Source organism: Halomonas nitroreducens (assembly GCF_003966155.1).
Taxonomy (GTDB): domain Bacteria; phylum Pseudomonadota; class Gammaproteobacteria; order Pseudomonadales; family Halomonadaceae; genus Halomonas; species Halomonas nitroreducens.
Window position 1 is genome coordinate 123,770 of sequence record NZ_RXNS01000001.1, and the last position, 18,910, is coordinate 142,679.

Sequence of the window (18,910 nt, forward strand, 5' to 3'; positions counted from 1 at the left end):
CCGCCCCGGGCGGACCCCAACCCTGCGAGTGCAACGCTATGAGCGATTCGGGCACCTCTCCCGTCATTCCCGGCAGCCAGGCCAGTCATTCCCGGCCCGTGCTGTGGCTGATCAGCCTGGTGGCCGTGGCGCTGTCGCTGTTCCAGCTGTATTCCGCCGGCATCCAGCCGCTGGGCCTGTTCTACCAGCGCAGCATCCACCTGGCGTTGATCATGATGCTGGCCTTCCTGATGTTCCCGGTCTTCGGCCCCCGGCACCGACGGGGGGTGATCGGTGGGGCGATCGACCTGGTGTTCTTTGCCGGCGCGGTGATCACTGGCGGCTACCTGGTGCTGTTCCTCGACGAGATCATCAACCGGGCGGGCTTCTGGAGCCAGACCGATATCGTCATCGGCTGCATCGCCACCGTCACCGTGCTCGAGGCGAGCCGTCGGGCGGTGGGGCTCGGCATGACGATCATCGGTATCCTGGCCATCCTCTACGCCTTCGCCGGGCCCCGGGGCGAGCTGCCCTGGCTGGGCCAGTTCCTGCCGGGCATCCTCGAGCATCGCGGCTACAATCTGGACCGCCTGGTGGGGCAGCTCTACCTGGGGCAGGAGGGCATCTTCGGCCTGCCCATGGGCGTGGCGGCCACCTATATCTTCATCTTCGTGCTCTTCGGCGCCTTCCTCGAGATCACCGGCGCCGGCAAGTTCTTCATCGATCTGGCCTATGCCGCCACCGGGCGGCAGCGGGGCGGGCCGGCCAAGGCCGCGGTCATCGCCTCGGCCGGCATGGGCTCGATCTCCGGCAGCGCCATCGCCAACGTGGTGACCACCGGGGCCTTCACCATCCCGCTGATGAAGCGCCTGGGCTACAAGCCCCACCAGGCCGGCGGCATCGAGGCGGCCGCCTCCACCGGCGGCCAGATCATGCCGCCGCTGATGGGCGCCGGCGCCTTTTTGATCGCCGAGTACACCCGCATGCCCTACCTCGACGTGGTCAAGGTCAGCATCCTGCCGGCGATCATGTACTTCGCCACGGTCTATCTGTTCGTGCACATCATCGCGCTCAAGCAGGGCATGCAGGGCATGGCGCGCTCGGAGTTGCCCCAGATGCGCGACGTCATGGGTGCCGGCTGGCACTTCCTGCTGCCCCTGGCGGTGCTGGTGTGGCTGCTGGTGATGAACATGTCGCCGATGCGGGTGGGCTACTACGCCATCCTCACCATGCTGGCAGTGGCAGCGGCCCGCTTCGCCGTATGGTTCCTCTTCGTTGCCCCCCGGCGCGGCGAGCCGGTTACCGGACCGGCCCTGGTACTGGCCGTGCGCAACGGCGTGCTCAAGGTCATCGAGGGCCTCGAGCTCGGCGCCCGCAACGCCGTGGCGGTGTCGATGGCCTGCGCCGTGGCCGGGATCATCGTCGGGGTGGTGGGCCTGACCGGCCTGGGCCTCAAGTTCTCGGCGATGATGATGGCCTTCTCCGGCGGCAACCTGCTGCTGGCGCTGGTGATGGTGCTGCTGGCCAGCCTGGTGCTGGGCATGGGGCTGCCGGTGACCGCCAGCTACATCGTGCTCATCGTGCTGGTGGGCCCGGCGCTGACCGCCGAATTCGGCGTGCCGCTGCTGATCGCCCACCTGGTGGTGTTCTGGTACTCCCAGGACTCGAACGTCACCCCGCCCATCGCGCTGGCCGGCTTCGCCGGGGCGGCCATTGCCGGGGCCAAGCCCATGGACACGGGCATCCAGGCCTGGAAGTTCGCCAAGGGGCTCTACCTGATCCCGCTGTTCATGGTCTTCAACCCGGAGATCATCATGGGCGGGCCGCTGCCGCTGCTGGTGTGGAGCGCGCTCACCGCCTTCCTCGCCCTGGGCGCCTTCGCCGCTGCCCTGGAAGGCTACCTGTTCACGCGCATGTCGGCGCCGGTGCGCCTGGTCCTGCTGCCGTCCATCGTCGCGGTCTTCTATCCGAGCCTGGTCGCCGAGGCGGTCGGGGCCGCGGTGATGGCACTGGCCCTCGCCGGCAACTGGGTGGCCAGCCGGCGGGAGGTGCTGGCCGCCGGCTAGCCCCGCTGCCTGGCCACGACCAGGCCCCGCCCGGGTGAGCCGGGCGGGGCCTGCGCGTTGGGGGATTACTGGGCCGCGGTGGTCGTGTCGCCCTCGCTCGGGGTGGTGGGCTCCTGCATCTCGGTGGCCTGCTCGTCGATCGCCTCCATGCTTTCGCCGGAGGACTCGCTGGCGGTGTCGCCGGCCTCGTCACCGGACTGGAGCATGTCCTGCTGCGCTTCCTGCAGGCTCTCGTCGCTGGCGGGCCCGCTGGTCACCGGCTCCAGCACCAGGGTCATGGGCCCCTGCTCGGCGTCGGGGCCGACCTCGACCGTGTGGCGCTCCTTGGTGGTCCAGCGCAGGTTGCCGTCGCCATCGCGCAGCGTCGCCTGCAGGATATGGGCGTGGTGGGCGGTCACGGCCGAGACGTCGTAGTCGAGGGCGAACTCGACGGGCTCGCCGTCCTCGGGGGTCACCGTGGTCTCGGTGATCACGGTGGCGGGGGCATCCGCCAGGGCCACGTCCTGCAGGCTCACCGTCACCTCGGCCTCCTCCGGCAACGGGGTCTCGGTGGCGGCGAATTCCAGCATGCCCTGCAGGGTCCGGCTGGCCTGCTGGTCGGCCTCCTGGGGCTGCTCGGCCTGGCTGGTCGTCTCGTTCTGGGCGGCCTGCTCGGTGTCGTCACCGTTGTCGCAGCCGGCCAGGACCAGGGTGCCCGTGAGGGCAGCAGCAATGAAAAGATGACGCTTCATGGTCGTTCTCCTTGAGCACGGTGTCCGTGTGGAATGGTCGGCCGCGTTCCCGGCGACCGCTTGTCCATGACCCTAGCAAGCCAATGCGCAGGAAGGTTGAAACCCGCTGTCGCCCGTCCGCGACGCTTCCCGCCGACGACCTTCCCGTGCCGCCGGGCGTCGGGGAGAGGTAGGTGCCGCGCGGCTCTGCTAGAATATCGGCCTTCCAATTTATCCCCCGCCCGCGGCACCGATCGCGGGCGGCGTCATTGCCCGTTCTCGAGGAGCCCTGGATGCCTGCATCGAACGAGTCGCCACGCGTCGGCGTGATCATGGGGTCGAAGTCCGACTGGCCGGTCATGGAGCATGCCGTGGGCATGCTCGAGCGCCTGGGCGTGCCCTACGAGACCCGCGTGGTCTCGGCCCACCGCACCCCGGACCTGCTGTTCGACTATGCCAAGTCCGCCGCCGAGCGCGGCCTCTCGGTGATCATCGCCGGGGCCGGCGGGGCTGCGCACCTGCCGGGCATGGTGGCCTCCCAGACGGCCCTGCCGGTGCTCGGCGTGCCGGTGGAGTCCAAGGCCCTCAAGGGGCTGGATTCGCTGCTCTCCATCGTGCAGATGCCCGGCGGCATCGCCGTGGGCACCCTGGCCATCGGCAAGGCCGGCGCCACCAATGCCGGGCTGATGGCGGCCCAGATCGTCGGGCTGCAGGACGACGACGTGCGCGCCGCCGTCGAGGCGTTCCGCGCCGAGCAGACCCAGACGGTGCTGGACAATCCCGATCCGCGTCCCGACAGCGAGTGAGGAAGCCAAGATGAAAATCGGCGTACTGGGGGCCGGCCAGCTCGGCCGGATGCTGGCCCTGGCGGGCTATCCGCTGGCCAACCGCTTCACCTTCCTCGATACCACCGGCCATCCCAGCGCCGGGATCGGCGAGGTGATGATCGACACCGACCGGCGCCACCTCGAGGACTTCCTCGAGCGCGTCGACCTGGTCACCTACGAGTTCGAGCACCTGCCGGTGTCACTGGTCCAGGCCATCGAGGAGCACAAGCCCGTACATCCCTCCAGCGAGGCGATCCGGGTCTGCCAGAACCGCGCCGAGGAGAAGGCGCTGTTCGACCGTCTGGGCATCCCCACTCCGGCCTATCGCCTGGTGGACAGTGCCGAGGCGCTGGAGGCCGCGGCCCGGGAACTGGGCACGCCGGTGGTCGCCAAGTCGGTGACCGAGGGCTATGACGGCAAGGGCCAGGCGGTGCTCAAGGACCCGGCCGAGGCCGCCGATGCCTGGCATGCCATCAACCACCCGCAGCTGATCGTCGAGGCCTTCGTCGACTTCGTGCGCGAGGTGTCGATCATCGCCGTGCGCGGCCGCGATGGCGAGGTGGCCTTCTACCCGATGGCCGAGAACGTCCACGTCGACGGCATCCTGCGCTACTCGGTGGCCCCGCTGCCCGATCTCGACGCGGCCATCCAGCAGATCGCCGACGGCTATATCCGCGCGCTGCTCGACGAGCTCGACTACGTGGGCGTGCTGACGCTGGAGCTCTTCCAGACCCGCGACGGCGGGCTGATGGCCAACGAGATGGCGCCCCGTGTCCACAACTCCGGGCACTGGACCATGGACGGCGCCGTGACCAGCCAGTTCGAGAACCACCTGCGGGCCATCCAGGGGCTGCCGCTGGGCGATACCGCGGCGCGGCAGCCGACCTGCATGGTCAACGTCATCGGCCGCGAGGGCGAAGCGGCGGCCCTGCTCGCGATCGAGGACGCCCACCTGCACCGCTACGACAAGAGCGAGCGTCCCGGCCGCAAGCTGGCCCACGTCAACCTGGTGGCACCGACCCACGATGCCCTGCTGGAGAAGGTCCGGACCTGCGCGGCCCTGCTGCCCGATGCCCCGGTGCCGCGCTTCAGCTTCGAGTGACGCATCGTCCGGCGTCGTGAGGCGCCAAGGGACGAGGCCGCGCCTTCCGGCGCGGCCTCTTGCGTTACGGGGCTGTCCTCATCCTGACGCTGCCCCTCACCCTCTTCGCACCTCGCACCTCGCACCTCGCACCTCGCACCTCGCACCTCGCACCTCGCACTTCAGCCCATCAGCAGCCGGCTCGCCAGCCCGCCCCCGGTGAGCAGCAGTGCGAACAGCGTCAGGGCCAGGATGAAGGGACGCAGGCCCAGCGAGCGCAGCCGCTCGATCCGGGTCTCGTAGCCCAACGCGGCCATGGCCATGGTCAGCGACAGCTGGCCGACCAGGACCAGGCCGTCATGCAGCGGGGCAGGCAGGCGGACCAGGCTGTTGACCACCACCATGGCCATGAAGCCGAAGGCGAACCAGGGTATCACCAGGCCGGTCCCCGCCTCGGCAGCGGCGCCGTGGCCCCGGCGCAGCCACCATTGGCCGACGATCAACAGGAAGGGCACCAGCAGCATCACCCGCACCAGCTTGACGATCACCGCGTTGGCCAGGGCGTCCGGGCCCACCGCCTCGCCGGCGGCCACGACCTGGGCGACCTCGTGGACGGTGGCGCCGATATAGATGCCGTAGAGGCCTTCCTCCATGCCCAGCAGGGGGTAGAGCAGGGGATAGATCAGCATCGCCAGCGAGCCGAACAGCACCACCGTGGCCACGGCCATGGCGGTGGCGGCCGGCCGCGCGCGGATGGTGGACTCGGTGGCCAGTACCGCGGCGGCACCACAGATGGCGCTGCCGGCGCTGGTCAGCAGGGTGGTTTCCCGGTCCATGCCCAGCACCCGGGTGCCGATGACGTAGCCGGTGATCAGCACGCTGGAGATGACCAGGATATCCAGCAGCAGTACCTTGGGCCCCAGGGCGGCGATCTGCTGCAGGGTCAGCGAGAGCCCGAACAGCACGATGCCGGTGCGCAGCAACCAGCGCGTGGCGAATTTCAGCCCTGCCGCGGTGTCGGTGAGCCGCCGCGAGATCGGTAGGTTGCCGACCAGGATACCCAGCAGCAGCGCGATGACCAGCGGGCTGATGCCGCTATCGGCCAGGGCGGGCAGCCGGGCCAGGCCGACGCCGGCGGCGGTCAGGGTGATGCAGACCAGCAGGCCTTGCCACATGATCGTGTCCTCTCGACGGGATTCATGCGGCTATCCTAGGCATCATATAGCTCATACAGTTATCAACTAATAACGAACTGGCTATTCGGGAAAACCGATATGACACCCACGGTGAGTTTTCGACAGCTCCAGGTCTTCGCCGCGGTGGCGCGCCTGGGCACGGTGAGCGCGGCCGCCGCCGAGCTGTGCCTGTCCCAGTCGGCGACCAGCCAGGCCCTCTCGGATCTGGAGCGGCAGCTGGGGGTGGCGCTGTTCGAGCGGCTGGGGCGTCGCCTGCACCTCAATGACCTGGGGCGTCGGCTGTTGCCCCGGGCGGAGGAACTGCTGGACGGCGTCGCCGGCTTCGTCGCCGCCGCCACCGAGCCCGAGGGACAGTTGCAGGGGGTGCTCAGCGTGTCCGCCAGCGCCACCGTGGGTACCTACCTGTTGCCCGCGCTGGCGGGACGCTTCAGCGAGACCCACCCGGCGGTGGACCTGCGCCTGCGCCTGCGCAACACCTTCGAGGTGATCACCGACGTGCTGCGCCTGGAGGCCGACCTGGGGCTGATCGAGGGAGAGTGTCGGGAGCCGAGCCTGGCCAGTGAGCCCTGGTGCGAGGATCGCATGGTGGTGGTGGCCGCGCCGTCGCATCCGCTGGCCCGGCGGGGGCGCCTCGACGATGCGACGCTGGCCGATGCCGACTGGATCCTGCGCGAGTCCGGCTCGGGCACCCGGGGGGTCTTCGAGCAGGCCATGCGCGCCCGCAACGTACCGCCCAGGGTACGCATGGAACTCGGCCAGCACGAGGCCATCAAGCAGGCGGTACGTGCCGGCCTGGGGCTGGGCTGCCTGTCGCGGCTGAGCGTGGCCGGCGAGCTCGAGCGCGGCGAACTGGTCGCCCTGGACACCAGCCTCACGCTGCGCCGCACCTTCTCGCTGGTGTGGCACCCGGAGCGCTACCGCAGCCCGCTGTGGCAGGCCTTCAAGGTGTTTCTCGTCGAGGCCCGTGCTTCAGGCGAGTCCACCGGCGAGCCATAGCCACAGGGCGATGGCCGCGAAGTGCCCGGGGTACCAGCCGAGCCACAGCCGCCGCGGCATGGCGAACGGCACGCCCGGGGCCAGGCGGTGGGCACCGGCGGCCAGCAGCAGGATCACCAGGCAGGTGGCAACGGTGAACGACTTGGCCATGTCGGAGCTGTTCATCAGGCCGGCCACCATCAGCACGGGCAGGGCCATGGCGGTGGCGGCAAGGCGCTCGCCGAGGCCGTCACCGGCGCCGTGGAGGTTCTGCATGGCGACCATGTAGAGCGGAATCATCAGCAGGCCCAGGTGGCTGTATTCGACCCAGAGCCCGGCAGCGGCCCAGATGGCGACGGCGAGGCCGGCCTCGGCGGCCAGCCGAGGGCCACCCAGGGTGCCGCCCTCGAGGCGTCCTCTCAGGGCCTGCAGCCAGGTGCCGCCGGTCAGTCCCAGTGACAGGGTGAAGCAGATGTTGAGGAGCAGGCCGTCCGCCGCGCGGGGCATCAGCATGTAGGGCAGCTGGGCGACCAGGCCGATCACCAGGATGCGTCGCGCATAGCGCAGCGGATTGCGGGTATTGAACAGCCCGTGCCAGGCGACCATGGCGGCGAACAGCGGAAAGGCGATCCGACCGAGGGAGGCGTCCGCCCAGTCGAGGCCCCAGCTCTCGGGGACCACGTAGCGTGCCAGATGGTCGATGGTCATGGTGATCAGGGCCAGCCACTGGCCCCAGCCGGTCCAGGTCGAGGCGGGGCGGGGGCGGGCGGGCGCCAGGGGAGCGCTTGCGGCTTCCGTCATCTTTCCCTCCGGTGGGTGACGATCAATGGCCGTTGACAGGCCGGGCCGTACGGAGTTCCCTGAGGCTTGATCAAGGGAGGGGTGTTGATGCGAGGCGGGTTCGGGTTCGATCTGCGTAGTCTGGAAATCTTCGTCGAGACCCTCGAGCGGGGCAGCCAGACCGCCGCGGCCAGGCACCTGGGCCTCAAGCAGTCGTCGGTATCGCAGAGCCTGGCCAACCTGGAGGAGAGCCTGGGCGTGAGCCTGCTGGACCGGCATTCCCGCCCCCTGGAAGCGACCGGCGCCGGGCGCTTCTTCCATGACCGGGCCAAGCGGTTGCTCAAGGAGGCCCGCGCCACCCGCCGCGAGCTCCAGGGCGGCGCCTTCGGCCAGCTGCACCAGGTGCGCATGGCGCTGGTCGACTCCCTGGCCACCGCCGTTGGCCAGCCGTTGCTCGAGGTGATCCGTCGCCATACCGCCGACTACACCCTGACCACCGGGCTGTCGCACATGCATGGCCATGCGCTGCTGACGCGGCACGTGGACATCATCATCTCCGATGACCGGTTGGAGAACTACGACGGCCTGGAGCGCCATGCCATCCTCGGCGAGCCCTTCGTGCTGGTCCTGCCCGGCGACTGGCAGGGCCCGGTGGACAACCTGCGCTGGCTGTCGCGGCAGCTGGACTTCGTGCGCTATACCCCCCAGTCGCTGATCGGCCAGACCATCGAGCGCCACCTGCGACTCAGTCAGCTGGAACTGCCGGCGCGCCTGCACCTGGACAACACCTATGCGGTGCTGAGCCTGGTCGCCGGTGGCGCCGGCTGGACCATCACCACCCCGCTGTGCCTCTACCAGGCCGGCCTGGAGCGTCTCGATGTCCAGGCCGTGCCCCTGCCCACCGCGCCCCTGCGCCGGGACCTGACCCTGGTGGCCCGGCGCGACGAGCTGGGCGGCCTGCCGGGCCAGCTGGCCCGCGACAGCCGGCGGCTGCTCGAGCGACGCTTCCGCGGCGAACTGCAGCGCCACCTGCCTTGGGTGGTGTCCCACATCGACGGTCTTTGAGCCCCAGACACCCGCCCCACCGCGGGGCCGAATGGCCCAGCGAGGCGTCCCGGGCGACTAGTATCGATTTTTCCTATAGTCGCGGCGTCGGCTCGACCGATGCTGTTTGCGGCCTTGTCATGGGGGGCGCCAGACTGGCCCAGGCTCCTGCAATTCCCGGTCGTGGGATCCGGTCCCACCCAGACAATGACAAACACAAGGGGTATTCGATGAGCTCTTCCCACCACACCACCTCGGTGGACTACGAATCGGTCGACAAGGCCTATCTCGACAAGCGCAAGCTGAAGAAGGGCGCAGCGGGCTGGATCCTGCTGGCCAGTCTCGGCGTCTCCTACGTGATTTCCGGCGACTATGCCGGCTGGAACTTCGGCCTCGCCGCCGGCGGCTTCGGCGGCATGCTGGTGGCCACCGTGCTGATGGCGATCATGTACACCGCCATGGTGCTGTCGATCGCCGAACTCTCCTCGTCCCTGCCCACTGCCGGCGGCGGCTACAGCTTCGCGCGTCGTGCCATGGGTCCCTGGGGGGGCTACGTCACCGGCACGGCGATCCTGCTGGAATACGCCATCGCGCCGGCGGCCATCGCCATCTTCATCGGTGGCTACGTCAACGAACTGATCGGCCTCAACGGGCCCCTGGTCTATGCCGCCTTCTATGCGCTGTTCGTCGGCATCCACCTGTGGGGCGCCGGCGAGGCGTTGAAGATAATGATGGGCATCACGGCACTCGCGGTGGTGGCCATCCTGGTCTTCGTGGTCGGCATGCTGCCGCACTTCAGCGTCGACAACCTCTTCGACATCGCGCCCAGCGCCGGGGTCGCGGGGGCCTCGGCCTTCCTGCCCGAGGGCTTCATGGGCGTCTGGGGAGCGCTGCCCTTCGCCATCTGGCTGTTTCTGGCCGTGGAGGGCGTGCCCCTGGCGGCCGAGGAGGCCGGCGATCCGGCCCGCGACATGCCACGGGGCATCATCACCGCCATGCTGGTGCTGCTGGTGTTCGCCGCCTGCGTGCTGCTGCTGGCCCCCGGCGGGGCCGGGGCGGCGGCCATGAGCGAGCACGCCGCGCCCCTGGTCGGGGCCCTCCAGGCGGTCTACGGCCGCGATTCCTGGGCGGCAGGCTTCGTCAACCTGGTCGGCCTGGCCGGCCTGATCGCCTCCTTCTTCTCGATCATCTACGGCTACTCCCGCCAGACCTTCGCGCTGTCCCGGGCCGGCTACCTGCCGCGCTGGCTGTCCGTCACCGGCGAGCGCAAGGTGCCCTACCTGGCGCTGATCGTGCCCGGTGCCATCGGTTTCCTGCTGTCGCTGACCGGCAAGGGCGACCTGATGATCACCATGGCCGTGTTCGGTGCCACCATCTCCTACGCCATGATGACCCTGTCACATCTCCTGCTGCGCCGGCGCGAGCCGGACCTGGCGCGGCCCTACCGCACCCCGGGCGGCACGCTGACCTCTGGCGTGGCCTTCGTCCTGGCGATCGTCGCCTTCCTCTCGACCTTCGTGGTCAGCGTCGAGGCGGCGCTCTGGTCGGCGGTGTTCTACGCCATCATGCTCGCCTACTTCGGCGTCTATAGCCGTCACCATCTGGTGGCCCAGGCGCCGGAGGAGGAGTTCGAGGCCATCGCCCTGGCCGAGCAGGAGCTGTCGGACGAAGAACCGGCTCCGGGCACGGTCTAAACCCCACATGACCCGACACGCCGGGCCCGGCACGGGCTCGGCAGAGAACCCAACAACAACAGAGCCAACGAGGAACCCACGATGAGCCGAATGCAGGCGAGAGATATCAAGACCGCGGAGGATGCCCGGCGCATCGTCGAGGAACGCGGCCTGAGCCACGTCAAGGTGGGCATGTTCGACATCGACGGCGTGATGCTCGGCAAGTACATGCAGGCCAGCAAGTTCGTCTCGGCCCTCGAGGATGGTTTCGCCTTCTGCGATGTGGTGCTGGGCTGGGACAGCAAGGACGAACTCTACGACAACGTCCGGTTCACCGGCTGGCACACCGGCTATCCCGACGCCCCGCTGCAGATCATCCCGGCGAGTTGCCGTGAGCTGCCCAGTGAAGGGGGGGGCATGCTGCTGTTCCTGGCCGACTTCGCCGGCCCCGCCGGGGACATCTGCCCCCGCGGGCTGCTCAAGCGCGTGCTCGAGCGCGGCCGGGGGATGGGCTACGACGCCTTCGGCTCCCTGGAGTACGAGTTCTTCATGTTCCAGGAGACCCCCGAGTCGGTGCGCGAGAAGGGCTTTCGCAACCTGAGGCCGCTGACCCCGGACATGATGGGCTACTCCATGCTGCGCAGTTCGGTGCACAGCGAGCTCTACCACGAGCTGCTGGCGCTGTCCGAGACCATGGACTTCCCCATCGAGGGCCTGCACACCGAGACCGGCCCCGGTGTTCTCGAGGCGGCCATCGCCGTGGACGATGCCCTGGCCGCTGGCGACAAGGGGGCGCTGTTCAAGACCTTCACCAAGGTCTGGGCCCAGCGCCGTGGCCTGATGGCGACCTTCATGGCCAAGTGGTCGCCGGACTACCCGGGCCAGAGCGGGCACATCCACCTCTCGCTGCGCGAGCGCGACTCGGGCCGTTCAGCCTTCTTCGATGCCGAGAAGCCCTACCGGATGAGCGACGTCCAGCGTCACTTCGTGGCCGGCCAGCAGAAGCTGATGCCGGAATTTCTTGCCCTGTTCGCGCCGACCATCAACAGCTACACGCGGCTGATCCCCGGCTTCTGGGCGCCCACCGAGGCCACCTGGGGCGTGGAGAATCGCACCACGGCGCTGCGCGTGATCCCCGGCAGCGACAAGTCCCAGCGGGTCGAGTATCGCCTGGGCAGCGCCGACGCCAACCCCTACCTGGCGCTGGCCGCGGCCATCGGGGCCGGGCTGTACGGCATCGAGCACCGCCTGGAGCCCGACGAGCCGGTCAAGGGCAATGCCTACGAGCTGGATCATCCCGACCACCAGGCGCTGCCTGCCACCCTCTGGGAGGCCGCCCAGCGGCTCAAGGCCTCCGAGGCGGCCCGGGCGCTGTTCGGGGATGCCTTCGTCGAGCATTTCGCCGCCACCCGGGAGTGGGAGGAGCGGCAGTTCCGTCGGCATATCACGGATTGGGAGTTGGATCGCTACTTCGAAATTATTTAGTGCCTGGGCCGGCTGCACGTCGCCAGAGCGGCGTTGGAGCGCCTCGAAATCTGCTCATTGACGACCGTCAACTCCGCGATTTCTCGTTGCTCCGCCTTGCTCTGACGCCGTTCGCACGGCCTTCGAGCTTGCGAAACCAATAAGGTAATTCAGATGGCCATACAACAGACGATTTCCCCGGTGGACGGCTCGGTCTATGTCGAGCGCGAGCTGGCCGACCCGGCCCGGGTGGAGGCGACCCTGGAGCGGGCAGTCGCCGCCCAGCGGGCCTGGCGCGAGACGCCGCTCGGCGAGCGCGCCCGGCGCTGCTCGGCGATGGTCGACGCCATCGTCGCCCGGCGCGACGCCCTGGCCGAGGAGCTGACCTGGCAGATGGGACGGCCGATCGCCGCCGGCGGCGGCGAGATCGGCGGCTTCGAGGAGCGTGCCCGCGGCATGATCGGCCTCGCCGAGGGGGCACTGGCCCCCGTCACGCTGCCCGACAAGCCCGGCTTCACCCGCTACATTACCCGCGAGCCCCTGGGCGTGTCCTTCATCGTCGCCCCCTGGAACTTTCCCTTCATGACCGCGGTGAACGCCATCGTCCCGGCCTTGATGGCCGGCAATGCGGTGATCCTCAAGCACTCGGCCCAGACCCCGCTGTGCGCCGAGCGCCTCCAGGAGGCCTTCGATGCGGCGGGCCTCCCTGCGGGGGTCTTCCAGCACCTGCATCTCTCCCATGCGGCCACCGAGGCGCTGATCCGCGATCCGCGCGTCGATCACGTCTCCTTTACCGGCTCGGTGGGCGGCGGCGCCATGGTCGAGCGCAACGCCGCCGGGCGCTTCATCGCCACCGGCCTGGAGCTGGGCGGCAAGGACCCGGCCTATGTGCGCGCCGACGCCGACCTGGACGCCGCCGTGGACGGGGTCATGGACGGGGCCTTCTTCAACTCCGGACAGAGCTGCTGCGGCATCGAGCGCATCTACGTGCATCGCGAGCTCTTCGACGCCTTCGTCGAGCGGGCGGTGGCCTGGGTCCGCCAGCTGCGCCTGGGCAATCCCACCGACCCGGCGACGACCCTGGGCCCGCTGGTCAAGCCGGCCGCCGCGGACTTCGTGCGCGGCCAGGTGGAGGAGGCCGTGGCGGCCGGCGCCAGGGCCTGGATCGATCCCGGCGACTTCCCGCTCTCGCGGCCGGGCAGCGCCTACCTGGCCCCCCAGCTGCTGACCGGAGTCGATCACTCCATGCGGGTCATGGGCGAGGAGAGCTTCGGCCCGGTGGTGGGCATCATGCCGGTGGAGAGCGACGACGAGGCCGTGGCCCTGATGAACGACAGCGACTTCGGCCTCACCGCGGCGGTCTTCACCCGTGACATCGCCACCGGCGAGGCGCTGGCCCGACGCCTCGAGGCGGGCACCGTCTTCACCAACCGCTGCGACTACCTGGACCCGGAGCTGGCCTGGACTGGCGTCAAGCAGTCCGGCCGTGGCTGCTCGCTGTCACGGCTGGGCTACGAGACCCTGACCCGGCCCAAGTCCTTCCATCTCAAGCACGCCTGATCGAGGAGATCCCATGAGCGACATGGACCTTTCTGCCTTCACCACGGGCTGGAACTATCCGGCCCAGGTCCTCACCGGCGTGGGCCGCGCCCGAGAGCTGCCGGCAGCCTGCCGGGCGCTGGGCATGCGTGCCCCGCTGCTGATCACCGACCCTGGGCTGGCCGGCCTGCCGATGGTTCAGGCACTGGTCGCGGCCTGCGCCGAGGCCGGCCTCGAGATCGCCGTATTCAGCGAGATCAAGGGCAACCCCACGGGGCGCAACGTCGCCGACGGGGTGGCGGCCTTCCGCGAGGGCGATCACGATGGGGTAATTGCCTTAGGTGGCGGCTCCGGCCTGGATGCCGCCAAGGCAGTGGCCTTGATGGCCCGCCAGCGGGACGACCTCTCGCTGTGGTCCCTGGAGGACGTTGGCGACAACTGGCGCCACGCCGACGGCCATGCCGTGGCCCCGGTGGTGGCGGTGCCCACCACTGCCGGCACCGGCTCGGAGGTGGGCCGCGCTTCGGTGATCACCGACGAGGAGGCCCACGTCAAGCGCATCATCTTCCACCCGGCGATGGTGCCGGCGACGGTGATCCTCGACCCGGAGCTGACCACCGGCCTGCCGCCGGCCATCACCGCGGCCACCGGCATGGACGCGCTGTCGCACTGCATGGAGGCCTGGTGCTCGCCCAACTACCATCCCATGGCCGAGGGCATCGCCGTGGAGGGCATGCGCCGCATCCGCGACCACCTCCCCCTGGCCTATCGGGATGGCGGTGACCTCCAGGCGCGCATGAACATGCTGGTGGCCTCGATGATGGGGGCCACGGCCTTCCAGCGCGGACTCGGCGGCATGCACGCCCTGGCGCATCCCCTGGGAGCGCTCTACGACGCCCACCACGGCACCCTCAACGCGGTGTTGATGCCCTATGTACTGCGCGCCAACGAGCGGGCCATCGGCGAACCCATGGTACGCCTCTCACGCTACCTCGACCTGCGCCAGCCGAGCACCGCGGCCGTCATCGACTGGGTGCTCGACCTGCGCGAGCGGCTGGGCATCCCGCACACCCTCGCCGCCCTTGACATCGATACCACCCAGGCCGAGCGGGTGGGACGCATGGCCGTCGCGGACCCGTCCTCCGGGTCCAATCCGATCGCCTTCGAGGCCGGCCAGTACCGGGACATCTTCGTCCAGGCCGTCGAGGGACGCCTCTAACCGCGACAGGGAGACAGGCCGATGCGCATCGGACTGCTGCAATGCGATGACGTGGCGCCAGCGCTGCGCGAGCGCCACGGCAACTATCCGGCCATGTTCGAGCGGCTGTTCACCGCGGTGGATCCGACCGTCGTATTCCGGGTCTGGCGCTGCCTGGATGGCGAGATCCCGGATGACGTGGATGCGGTGGACGCCTGGCTGACCACCGGTTCCAAGTTCGGGGTCAACGACGGTCTGGCCTGGGTCGAGGACCTGTGCGGTTTCGTGCGGCGTCTCTGGGCGGCCGACAAGCCGCTGGTCGGCATCTGCTTCGGCCACCAGCTGATCGCCAGGTCCCTGGGCGGCAAGGTCGTCAAGAGTGCACGGGGCTGGGGGGTGGGCATGTCCTTCAACCGGGTAAACGGCCGCGCCGCGTGGATGGAGCCCTGGCAGGAGGGCCTGGACCTGGTGGTCAGCCACCAGGACCAGGTGGTGGAGACACCCGCCGAGGCCAGGGTGCTGGCCGGTAGCGACTTCTGTCCCGTCTACCTGATGCAGGTGGGCGAGCACTTCCTCGGCGTCCAGGGCCACCCGGAGTTCGCCAAGCCCTACTCGGCGGATCTGATGGCGCTGCGCCGTGACCAGGTCGGCTCCCAGCGGGTCCGCGAGGGGCTGGCCTCCCTCCAGGCACCGGTGGACGATGCGCTGATGGCGCGCTGGATCCTCCAGTTCATGCGTGGAGCCGGCGTCGGGGGAGAGGCGAGAACCCGCGCCCCCGGCGTTCCCGTTGGCCGTTGATCCCCCCGCAGCGACCCGCCGACCGGCGGGTCGCTTGCGTTGCCTTCCTTGATCCAGCCCCGGGCAGCCGCAGCCAGACGGATTACACTGTAGCCAGGGCCCCACCGAGGGGGTGGCTCGCCAGCGGCAGGGAAGGGGAGCGATGCAGGAGAGTGTCCGGGAGGCGGTGGCCACGACGGGGGAGGTCGTGGCGGTGCGTGGCAATGTGGTCGACGTGCGCTTCGCGCCCCCCTTGCCGCCGCGTCTTCGGCAGCTGCGCACCGGTGTCGACCGGCGTGTGGTGCTGGAGGTCGAGTCCCACCTCGATCCGCGGACGGTACGCTGCATCGCGCTGACCGCCACGCGCCGGTTGGGACGCGGCATGCCGGTCGAGGATGTGGGCACGCCGCTGATGATCCCCGTCGGCCCGGCCCTGCTGGGCCGCATGCTCAATGTGTTCGGCGAGCCCATCGATGGGCGCGGGCCGATCGAGGCCACCGAGTGGTGGTCCATCCACCGCCCGTTGCTGTCCCTCGAAGCGCGCACTACCCGCACCGAAATCTTCACCACCGGCATCAAGGCCATCGACCTGCTGGCGCCCCTCGAGCGGGGCGGCAAGGCGGGCATGTTCGGTGGCGCCGGTGTCGGCAAGACGGTGTTGATCAACGAGATGATCCACAACATGGCCCTGGCCTACGAGGGCGTCAGCCTGTTCTGTGGTATCGGCGAGCGGTTGCGCGAGGCGGAGGACATGTATCACTCCATGGCCTCTTCCGGTGTCCTCGACAAGGCGGTGCTGCTCTATGGCCAGATGAACGAGCCTCCCGGGGCGAGATTCCGGGTCGGCCACGCGGCGCTGTCGATCGCCGAGCATTTCCGTGACGTGGAGAAGCGCGACGTCCTGCTGCTGATCGACAATATCTTCCGCTTCGTGCAGTCCGGAACCGAGGTATCCGGCCTGATGGGACGCATTCCCTCCCGCGTAGGCTACCAGCCGACCCTGGCCAGCGAGCTGGCCGCCCTGGAGGAGCGCATCTGCAGTTCCCGCTCCGCCGGCATGACCTCGGTGCAGGCCGTCTATGTGCCGGCCGACGACCTCACCGACCCTTCCGCGACGCATATCTTCTCGCACCTGTCGGCCTCCATCGTGCTGTCGCGCAAGCGGGCCAGCCAGGGCCTGTACCCGGCCATCGATCCGCTGCAGACCGCCTCCAAGATGCTGACTCCCGGCGTGGTGGGCGAGCGGCATTACCGGGTTGCCCAGGCGGTGCGCAGTACCCTGGCCGAGTACGAGGATCTCAAGGATATCATCGCCATGCTCGGCCTCGAGGAGCTCTCCCGCGAGGACCGCGCGACCGTGAGCCAGGCGCGCCGGCTCGAGCGGTTCCTGACCCAGCCCTTCTTCACCACCGGCCAGTTCACTGGCAAGGCGGGCAAGCTCGTGCCCCTGGATCAGACCGTCGACGGCTGCGAGCGCATTCTGGCCGGCGAGTTCGCCGAGGTGCCGGAAAAGGCTCTCTACATGATCGGCGCCGTGGAGGAGATCAGTGGTGAAGGCGTCACGGCCGATGATGCCTGACCTGGCGGAGCCGCGCGTCATGCAGCTGCGCCTGCTGGTGCCCAGCGAGGTGCTGGTCGACGAGCCGGTGACGAAGGTGGTGGCCGTGGCCGAGGACGGCGCCTTCTGCCTGCTGCCGCGACACATCGATTTCGTGGCAGCCCTGGTGCCGGGGGTGTTCCTCTTCCACGACCGTGAGGCGCAGGAACGCCTGTTCGCCGTGGACCGTGGCCTGCTGGTCAAGTGTGGCCAGGAAGTGCTGGTGTCGACGCCCAATGCCGTGGGCGGTGACGACCTCGGCCAGCTGGAGGCGCTGGTCGAGGAGCGCTTCCTGGCCCTGGATGAGCAGGAGCGCAAGTCGCGCACGACCCTGGCCCGGCTGGAAGCGGGGACCCTGCGACGCTTCCGGAACCTGCAGGAGCGCTGACATGGCCAAGTCGCCGAAAGAGCCGCGCACGCCGCGTGAGGAGGAGCGCCTCGGCAGGGAGGTTGGCCGCCAGGCCGAGCGCAAGCGCCGTGCCCGCGAGCGGGGCCATCATGCGCCCTGGTTCGGGCTCGGCATGTTCGGCCTGGTGGGCTGGTCGGTGGCGGTGCCCACCCTGGCCGGTATCGCCCTGGGGGCCTGGCTGGACCGGCGGGCGGGGGGGCAGGCCTCCTGGACCCTGACCTTCATGATCATCGGTGTGGCGCTGGGCTGCCTGAATGCCTGGTACTGGATTCGACAGGAGAGCCATCATGACGACTGAGCTCATCGAGATGTCGCCCGTGTTCGGCCTGATGATCAGTCTGTTGACGGGGTTCGGGCTGGGGCTGGCCTTCTTCTGGGGGCTGTGGCTTACCGTGCGGAGCCTCGGCGAGGCGCGCCATCCGGGGCTCAGGGTGGCGGTCAGCCTGCTGCTGCGCCTCGCCCTGGCCGTGGCGGGCTTGCTGTGGCTCGTGCGTCTTGCCGGCCTGGGTGGAGGGCTCGCCGGGGCCCTTGGGTTCACCCTGGCGCGCTGGGTGGTCGCCCGTCACGCACGGCCCCGGACGCCGGAACGGGAGCCGGGGACATGACGATCAGTCCGGATGACGTGGTCTTGTGGCAATGGGGCCCCTTCGCGATCAATGCGACCCTGCTCTACACCTGGCTGGTCATGGCGCTGCTGACACTGGTCTCCTGGGGGGTGACGCGCCGGCTGTCCACCGCGACAACACTGTCGCGCTGGCAGAACCTGCTCGAGATCCTGGTGACCGGCATCAACGACCAGATTCGCCAGGTCAGCCGCCAGGAGCCGGGGCGCTACCTGCCGTTCGTCGGCACCCTGTTCCTGTTCATCGCCGTATCCAACCTGCTGGACGTGCTGCCGGGCTACATGGCGCCGATGGGGTCGCTGTCGACGACGACGGCCCTGGCCATCTGTGTCTTCGTGGCGGTACCGCTCTTCGGCATCGCCCGGGATGGGCCGGGAGCCTACCTGCGGCATTACCTCAAGCCCAGCTGGCTGATGCTGCCCTTCAATGTCGTCGGCGAGCTCTCGCGCACCGTCGCCCTGGCGGTACGTCTCTACGGCAACATCATGAGCGGCACGGTGATCGTGGGCATCCTGCTCAGTCTGACGCCCTATTTCTTTCCCGTGGTCATGCAGCTGCTGGGCTTGCTCACCGGGATGATCCAGGCCTATATCTTCGCCGTCCTGGCCATGGTGTACATCGCCTCCGCCTCGTCGGTCCAGCAGGGCAAGGCGTCATCCCCGCCACCTTTGCACTGACAGGAGGAACCAGCATGGAAAGCCTCGCCATCATCGGGATGGTCTCGATCATCACCGCCGGGCTGACCATTGCGGTCGGCTGCATCGGGCCCGCCCTGGGGGAGGGGCGGGCCGTTGCCCAGGCACTCTCCGCCATCGCCCAGCAACCGGACGAGGCCGCCACCATCACGCGAACCCTGTTCGTGGGCCTGGCGATGATCGAGTCCACGGCCATCTATTGCTTCGTGGTGTCGATGATCCTGATCTTCGCCAATCCCTTCTGGGATCATGTCGTCGCCGCGGCGGGAGGTTGACG

At 69.1% G+C, this 18,910-nt stretch carries 19 protein-coding genes; 16 read left to right on the forward strand and 3 right to left on the reverse strand.

Features of this window, described 5'->3' with window-relative positions; genetic code table 11:
* The first annotated feature begins 38 nt into the window (after positions 1–38).
* Entirely contained in the window at positions 39–2,045 is a 2,007-nt protein-coding gene (locus EKG36_RS00450; RefSeq protein WP_126479894.1) for a TRAP transporter permease, read from the forward strand.
* A gap of 65 nt (positions 2,046–2,110) precedes the next feature.
* Here EKG36_RS00450 and EKG36_RS00455 read toward each other — a convergent pair whose 3' ends face one another.
* On the reverse strand, positions 2,111–2,776 hold the full coding sequence (locus EKG36_RS00455) for a YbaY family lipoprotein (RefSeq protein WP_126479896.1): 666 nt from the start codon (positions 2,774–2,776) through the stop codon (positions 2,111–2,113).
* A 272-nt stretch (positions 2,777–3,048) separates the two neighbouring features.
* Between EKG36_RS00455 and purE the strand changes: the two genes are divergently transcribed.
* Together purE and EKG36_RS00465 are read left to right on the forward strand one after the other, a co-directional pair.
* Positions 3,049–3,561, forward strand: coding sequence for a 5-(carboxyamino)imidazole ribonucleotide mutase (gene purE / locus EKG36_RS00460; protein WP_126479898.1), 513 nt, complete (start codon positions 3,049–3,051; stop codon positions 3,559–3,561).
* A 10-nt stretch (positions 3,562–3,571) separates the two neighbouring features.
* On the forward strand, positions 3,572–4,684 hold the full coding sequence (locus tag EKG36_RS00465; protein WP_126479900.1) for a 5-(carboxyamino)imidazole ribonucleotide synthase: 1,113 nt from the start codon (positions 3,572–3,574) through the stop codon (positions 4,682–4,684).
* 161 nt (positions 4,685–4,845) lie between these two features.
* Here EKG36_RS00465 and EKG36_RS00470 read toward each other — a convergent pair whose 3' ends face one another.
* Positions 4,846–5,838 (reverse strand): YeiH family protein, encoded by a 993-nt coding sequence (locus EKG36_RS00470; protein WP_126479902.1) that lies wholly within the window; start codon positions 5,836–5,838, stop codon positions 4,846–4,848.
* A gap of 99 nt (positions 5,839–5,937) precedes the next feature.
* Between EKG36_RS00470 and EKG36_RS00475 the strand changes: the two genes are divergently transcribed.
* Positions 5,938–6,855, forward strand: coding sequence for a LysR substrate-binding domain-containing protein (locus EKG36_RS00475; protein WP_126479904.1), 918 nt, complete (start codon positions 5,938–5,940; stop codon positions 6,853–6,855).
* Here EKG36_RS00475 and EKG36_RS00480 read toward each other — a convergent pair.
* The gene (locus EKG36_RS00480; protein WP_126479906.1) at positions 6,829–7,635 is read right to left on the reverse strand and encodes a TraX family protein; all 807 of its coding nucleotides are present in this window, start codon (positions 7,633–7,635) and stop codon (positions 6,829–6,831) included. The genes EKG36_RS00475 and EKG36_RS00480 overlap by 27 nt on opposite strands.
* Positions 7,636–7,722: 87 nt before the next feature.
* On the opposite strand from EKG36_RS00480, the gene EKG36_RS00485 reads away from it, so the two are divergent.
* The 12 genes from EKG36_RS00485 (at position 7,723) to EKG36_RS00540 (ending at position 18,908) form a co-directional block, all read left to right on the forward strand.
* Entirely contained in the window at positions 7,723–8,679 is a 957-nt protein-coding gene (locus EKG36_RS00485) for a LysR family transcriptional regulator (protein WP_126479908.1), read from the forward strand.
* A gap of 209 nt (positions 8,680–8,888) precedes the next feature.
* Entirely contained in the window at positions 8,889–10,352 is a 1,464-nt protein-coding gene (gene eat, locus EKG36_RS00490; protein WP_126479911.1) for an ethanolamine permease, read from the forward strand.
* 81 nt (positions 10,353–10,433) lie between these two features.
* Positions 10,434–11,816 (forward strand): glutamine synthetase family protein, encoded by a 1,383-nt coding sequence (locus EKG36_RS00495; RefSeq protein WP_126479913.1) that lies wholly within the window; start codon positions 10,434–10,436, stop codon positions 11,814–11,816.
* A 153-nt stretch (positions 11,817–11,969) separates the two neighbouring features.
* The gene (locus EKG36_RS00500; protein ID WP_126479915.1) at positions 11,970–13,355 is read left to right on the forward strand and encodes an aldehyde dehydrogenase family protein; all 1,386 of its coding nucleotides are present in this window, start codon (positions 11,970–11,972) and stop codon (positions 13,353–13,355) included.
* Positions 13,356–13,377: 22 nt separating this feature from the next.
* The gene (locus EKG36_RS00505; RefSeq protein WP_126480428.1) at positions 13,378–14,553 is read left to right on the forward strand and encodes an iron-containing alcohol dehydrogenase; all 1,176 of its coding nucleotides are present in this window, start codon (positions 13,378–13,380) and stop codon (positions 14,551–14,553) included.
* Positions 14,554–14,574: 21 nt separating this feature from the next.
* Positions 14,575–15,330, forward strand: a complete 756-nt coding sequence (locus EKG36_RS00510; protein WP_126479917.1) for a glutamine amidotransferase-related protein — start codon at positions 14,575–14,577, stop codon at positions 15,328–15,330.
* A 142-nt stretch (positions 15,331–15,472) separates the two neighbouring features.
* A complete protein-coding gene (gene atpD / locus EKG36_RS00515; RefSeq protein ID WP_126479919.1) occupies positions 15,473–16,888 on the forward strand; it encodes a F0F1 ATP synthase subunit beta in 1,416 nt (471 codons plus the stop codon).
* The gene (locus EKG36_RS00520) at positions 16,860–17,294 is read left to right on the forward strand and encodes a F0F1 ATP synthase subunit epsilon (RefSeq protein ID WP_246007391.1); all 435 of its coding nucleotides are present in this window, start codon (positions 16,860–16,862) and stop codon (positions 17,292–17,294) included. The genes atpD and EKG36_RS00520 overlap by 29 nt, the downstream gene beginning before the upstream one ends.
* A gap of 1 nt (position 17,295) precedes the next feature.
* Complete coding sequence (locus EKG36_RS00525) at positions 17,296–17,613, forward strand: AtpZ/AtpI family protein (RefSeq protein WP_126479921.1); 318 nt, start codon at positions 17,296–17,298, stop codon at positions 17,611–17,613.
* A complete protein-coding gene (locus EKG36_RS00530) occupies positions 17,603–17,920 on the forward strand; it encodes an N-ATPase subunit AtpR (RefSeq protein WP_185827438.1) in 318 nt (105 codons plus the stop codon). Before EKG36_RS00525 ends, EKG36_RS00530 begins: the two co-directional genes overlap by 11 nt.
* Positions 17,917–18,615, forward strand: coding sequence for a F0F1 ATP synthase subunit A (locus tag EKG36_RS00535; RefSeq protein WP_126479925.1), 699 nt, complete (start codon positions 17,917–17,919; stop codon positions 18,613–18,615). Before EKG36_RS00530 ends, EKG36_RS00535 begins: the two co-directional genes overlap by 4 nt.
* Before the next feature lie 14 nt (positions 18,616–18,629).
* Complete coding sequence (locus tag EKG36_RS00540; protein WP_126479927.1) at positions 18,630–18,908, forward strand: F0F1 ATP synthase subunit C; 279 nt, start codon at positions 18,630–18,632, stop codon at positions 18,906–18,908.
* The last annotated feature ends 2 nt before the right edge of the window (positions 18,909–18,910 follow it).

Excerpts from the sequence above, each read along its gene's own strand:
- EKG36_RS00450 (WP_126479894.1), top strand. The coding sequence starts at position 39 with ATGAGCGATTCGGGCACCTCTCCCGTCATTCCCGGCAGCCAGGCCAGT.
- EKG36_RS00455 (WP_126479896.1), bottom strand. The coding sequence starts at position 2,776 with ATGAAGCGTCATCTTTTCATTGCTGCTGCCCTCACGGGCACCCTGGTC.
- purE (WP_126479898.1), top strand. The coding sequence starts at position 3,049 with ATGCCTGCATCGAACGAGTCGCCACGCGTCGGCGTGATCATGGGGTCG.
- EKG36_RS00465 (WP_126479900.1), top strand. The coding sequence starts at position 3,572 with ATGAAAATCGGCGTACTGGGGGCCGGCCAGCTCGGCCGGATGCTGGCC.
- EKG36_RS00470 (WP_126479902.1), bottom strand. The coding sequence starts at position 5,838 with ATGTGGCAAGGCCTGCTGGTCTGCATCACCCTGACCGCCGCCGGCGTC.
- EKG36_RS00475 (WP_126479904.1), top strand. The coding sequence starts at position 5,938 with ATGACACCCACGGTGAGTTTTCGACAGCTCCAGGTCTTCGCCGCGGTG.
- EKG36_RS00480 (WP_126479906.1), bottom strand. The coding sequence starts at position 7,635 with ATGACGGAAGCCGCAAGCGCTCCCCTGGCGCCCGCCCGCCCCCGCCCC.
- EKG36_RS00485 (WP_126479908.1), top strand. The coding sequence starts at position 7,723 with ATGCGAGGCGGGTTCGGGTTCGATCTGCGTAGTCTGGAAATCTTCGTC.
- eat (WP_126479911.1), top strand. The coding sequence starts at position 8,889 with ATGAGCTCTTCCCACCACACCACCTCGGTGGACTACGAATCGGTCGAC.
- EKG36_RS00495 (WP_126479913.1), top strand. The coding sequence starts at position 10,434 with ATGAGCCGAATGCAGGCGAGAGATATCAAGACCGCGGAGGATGCCCGG.
- EKG36_RS00500 (WP_126479915.1), top strand. The coding sequence starts at position 11,970 with ATGGCCATACAACAGACGATTTCCCCGGTGGACGGCTCGGTCTATGTC.
- EKG36_RS00505 (WP_126480428.1), top strand. The coding sequence starts at position 13,378 with ATGGACCTTTCTGCCTTCACCACGGGCTGGAACTATCCGGCCCAGGTC.
- EKG36_RS00510 (WP_126479917.1), top strand. The coding sequence starts at position 14,575 with ATGCGCATCGGACTGCTGCAATGCGATGACGTGGCGCCAGCGCTGCGC.
- atpD (WP_126479919.1), top strand. The coding sequence starts at position 15,473 with ATGCAGGAGAGTGTCCGGGAGGCGGTGGCCACGACGGGGGAGGTCGTG.
- EKG36_RS00525 (WP_126479921.1), top strand. The coding sequence starts at position 17,296 with ATGGCCAAGTCGCCGAAAGAGCCGCGCACGCCGCGTGAGGAGGAGCGC.
- EKG36_RS00530 (WP_185827438.1), top strand. The coding sequence starts at position 17,603 with ATGACGACTGAGCTCATCGAGATGTCGCCCGTGTTCGGCCTGATGATC.
- EKG36_RS00535 (WP_126479925.1), top strand. The coding sequence starts at position 17,917 with ATGACGATCAGTCCGGATGACGTGGTCTTGTGGCAATGGGGCCCCTTC.
- EKG36_RS00540 (WP_126479927.1), top strand. The coding sequence starts at position 18,630 with ATGGAAAGCCTCGCCATCATCGGGATGGTCTCGATCATCACCGCCGGG.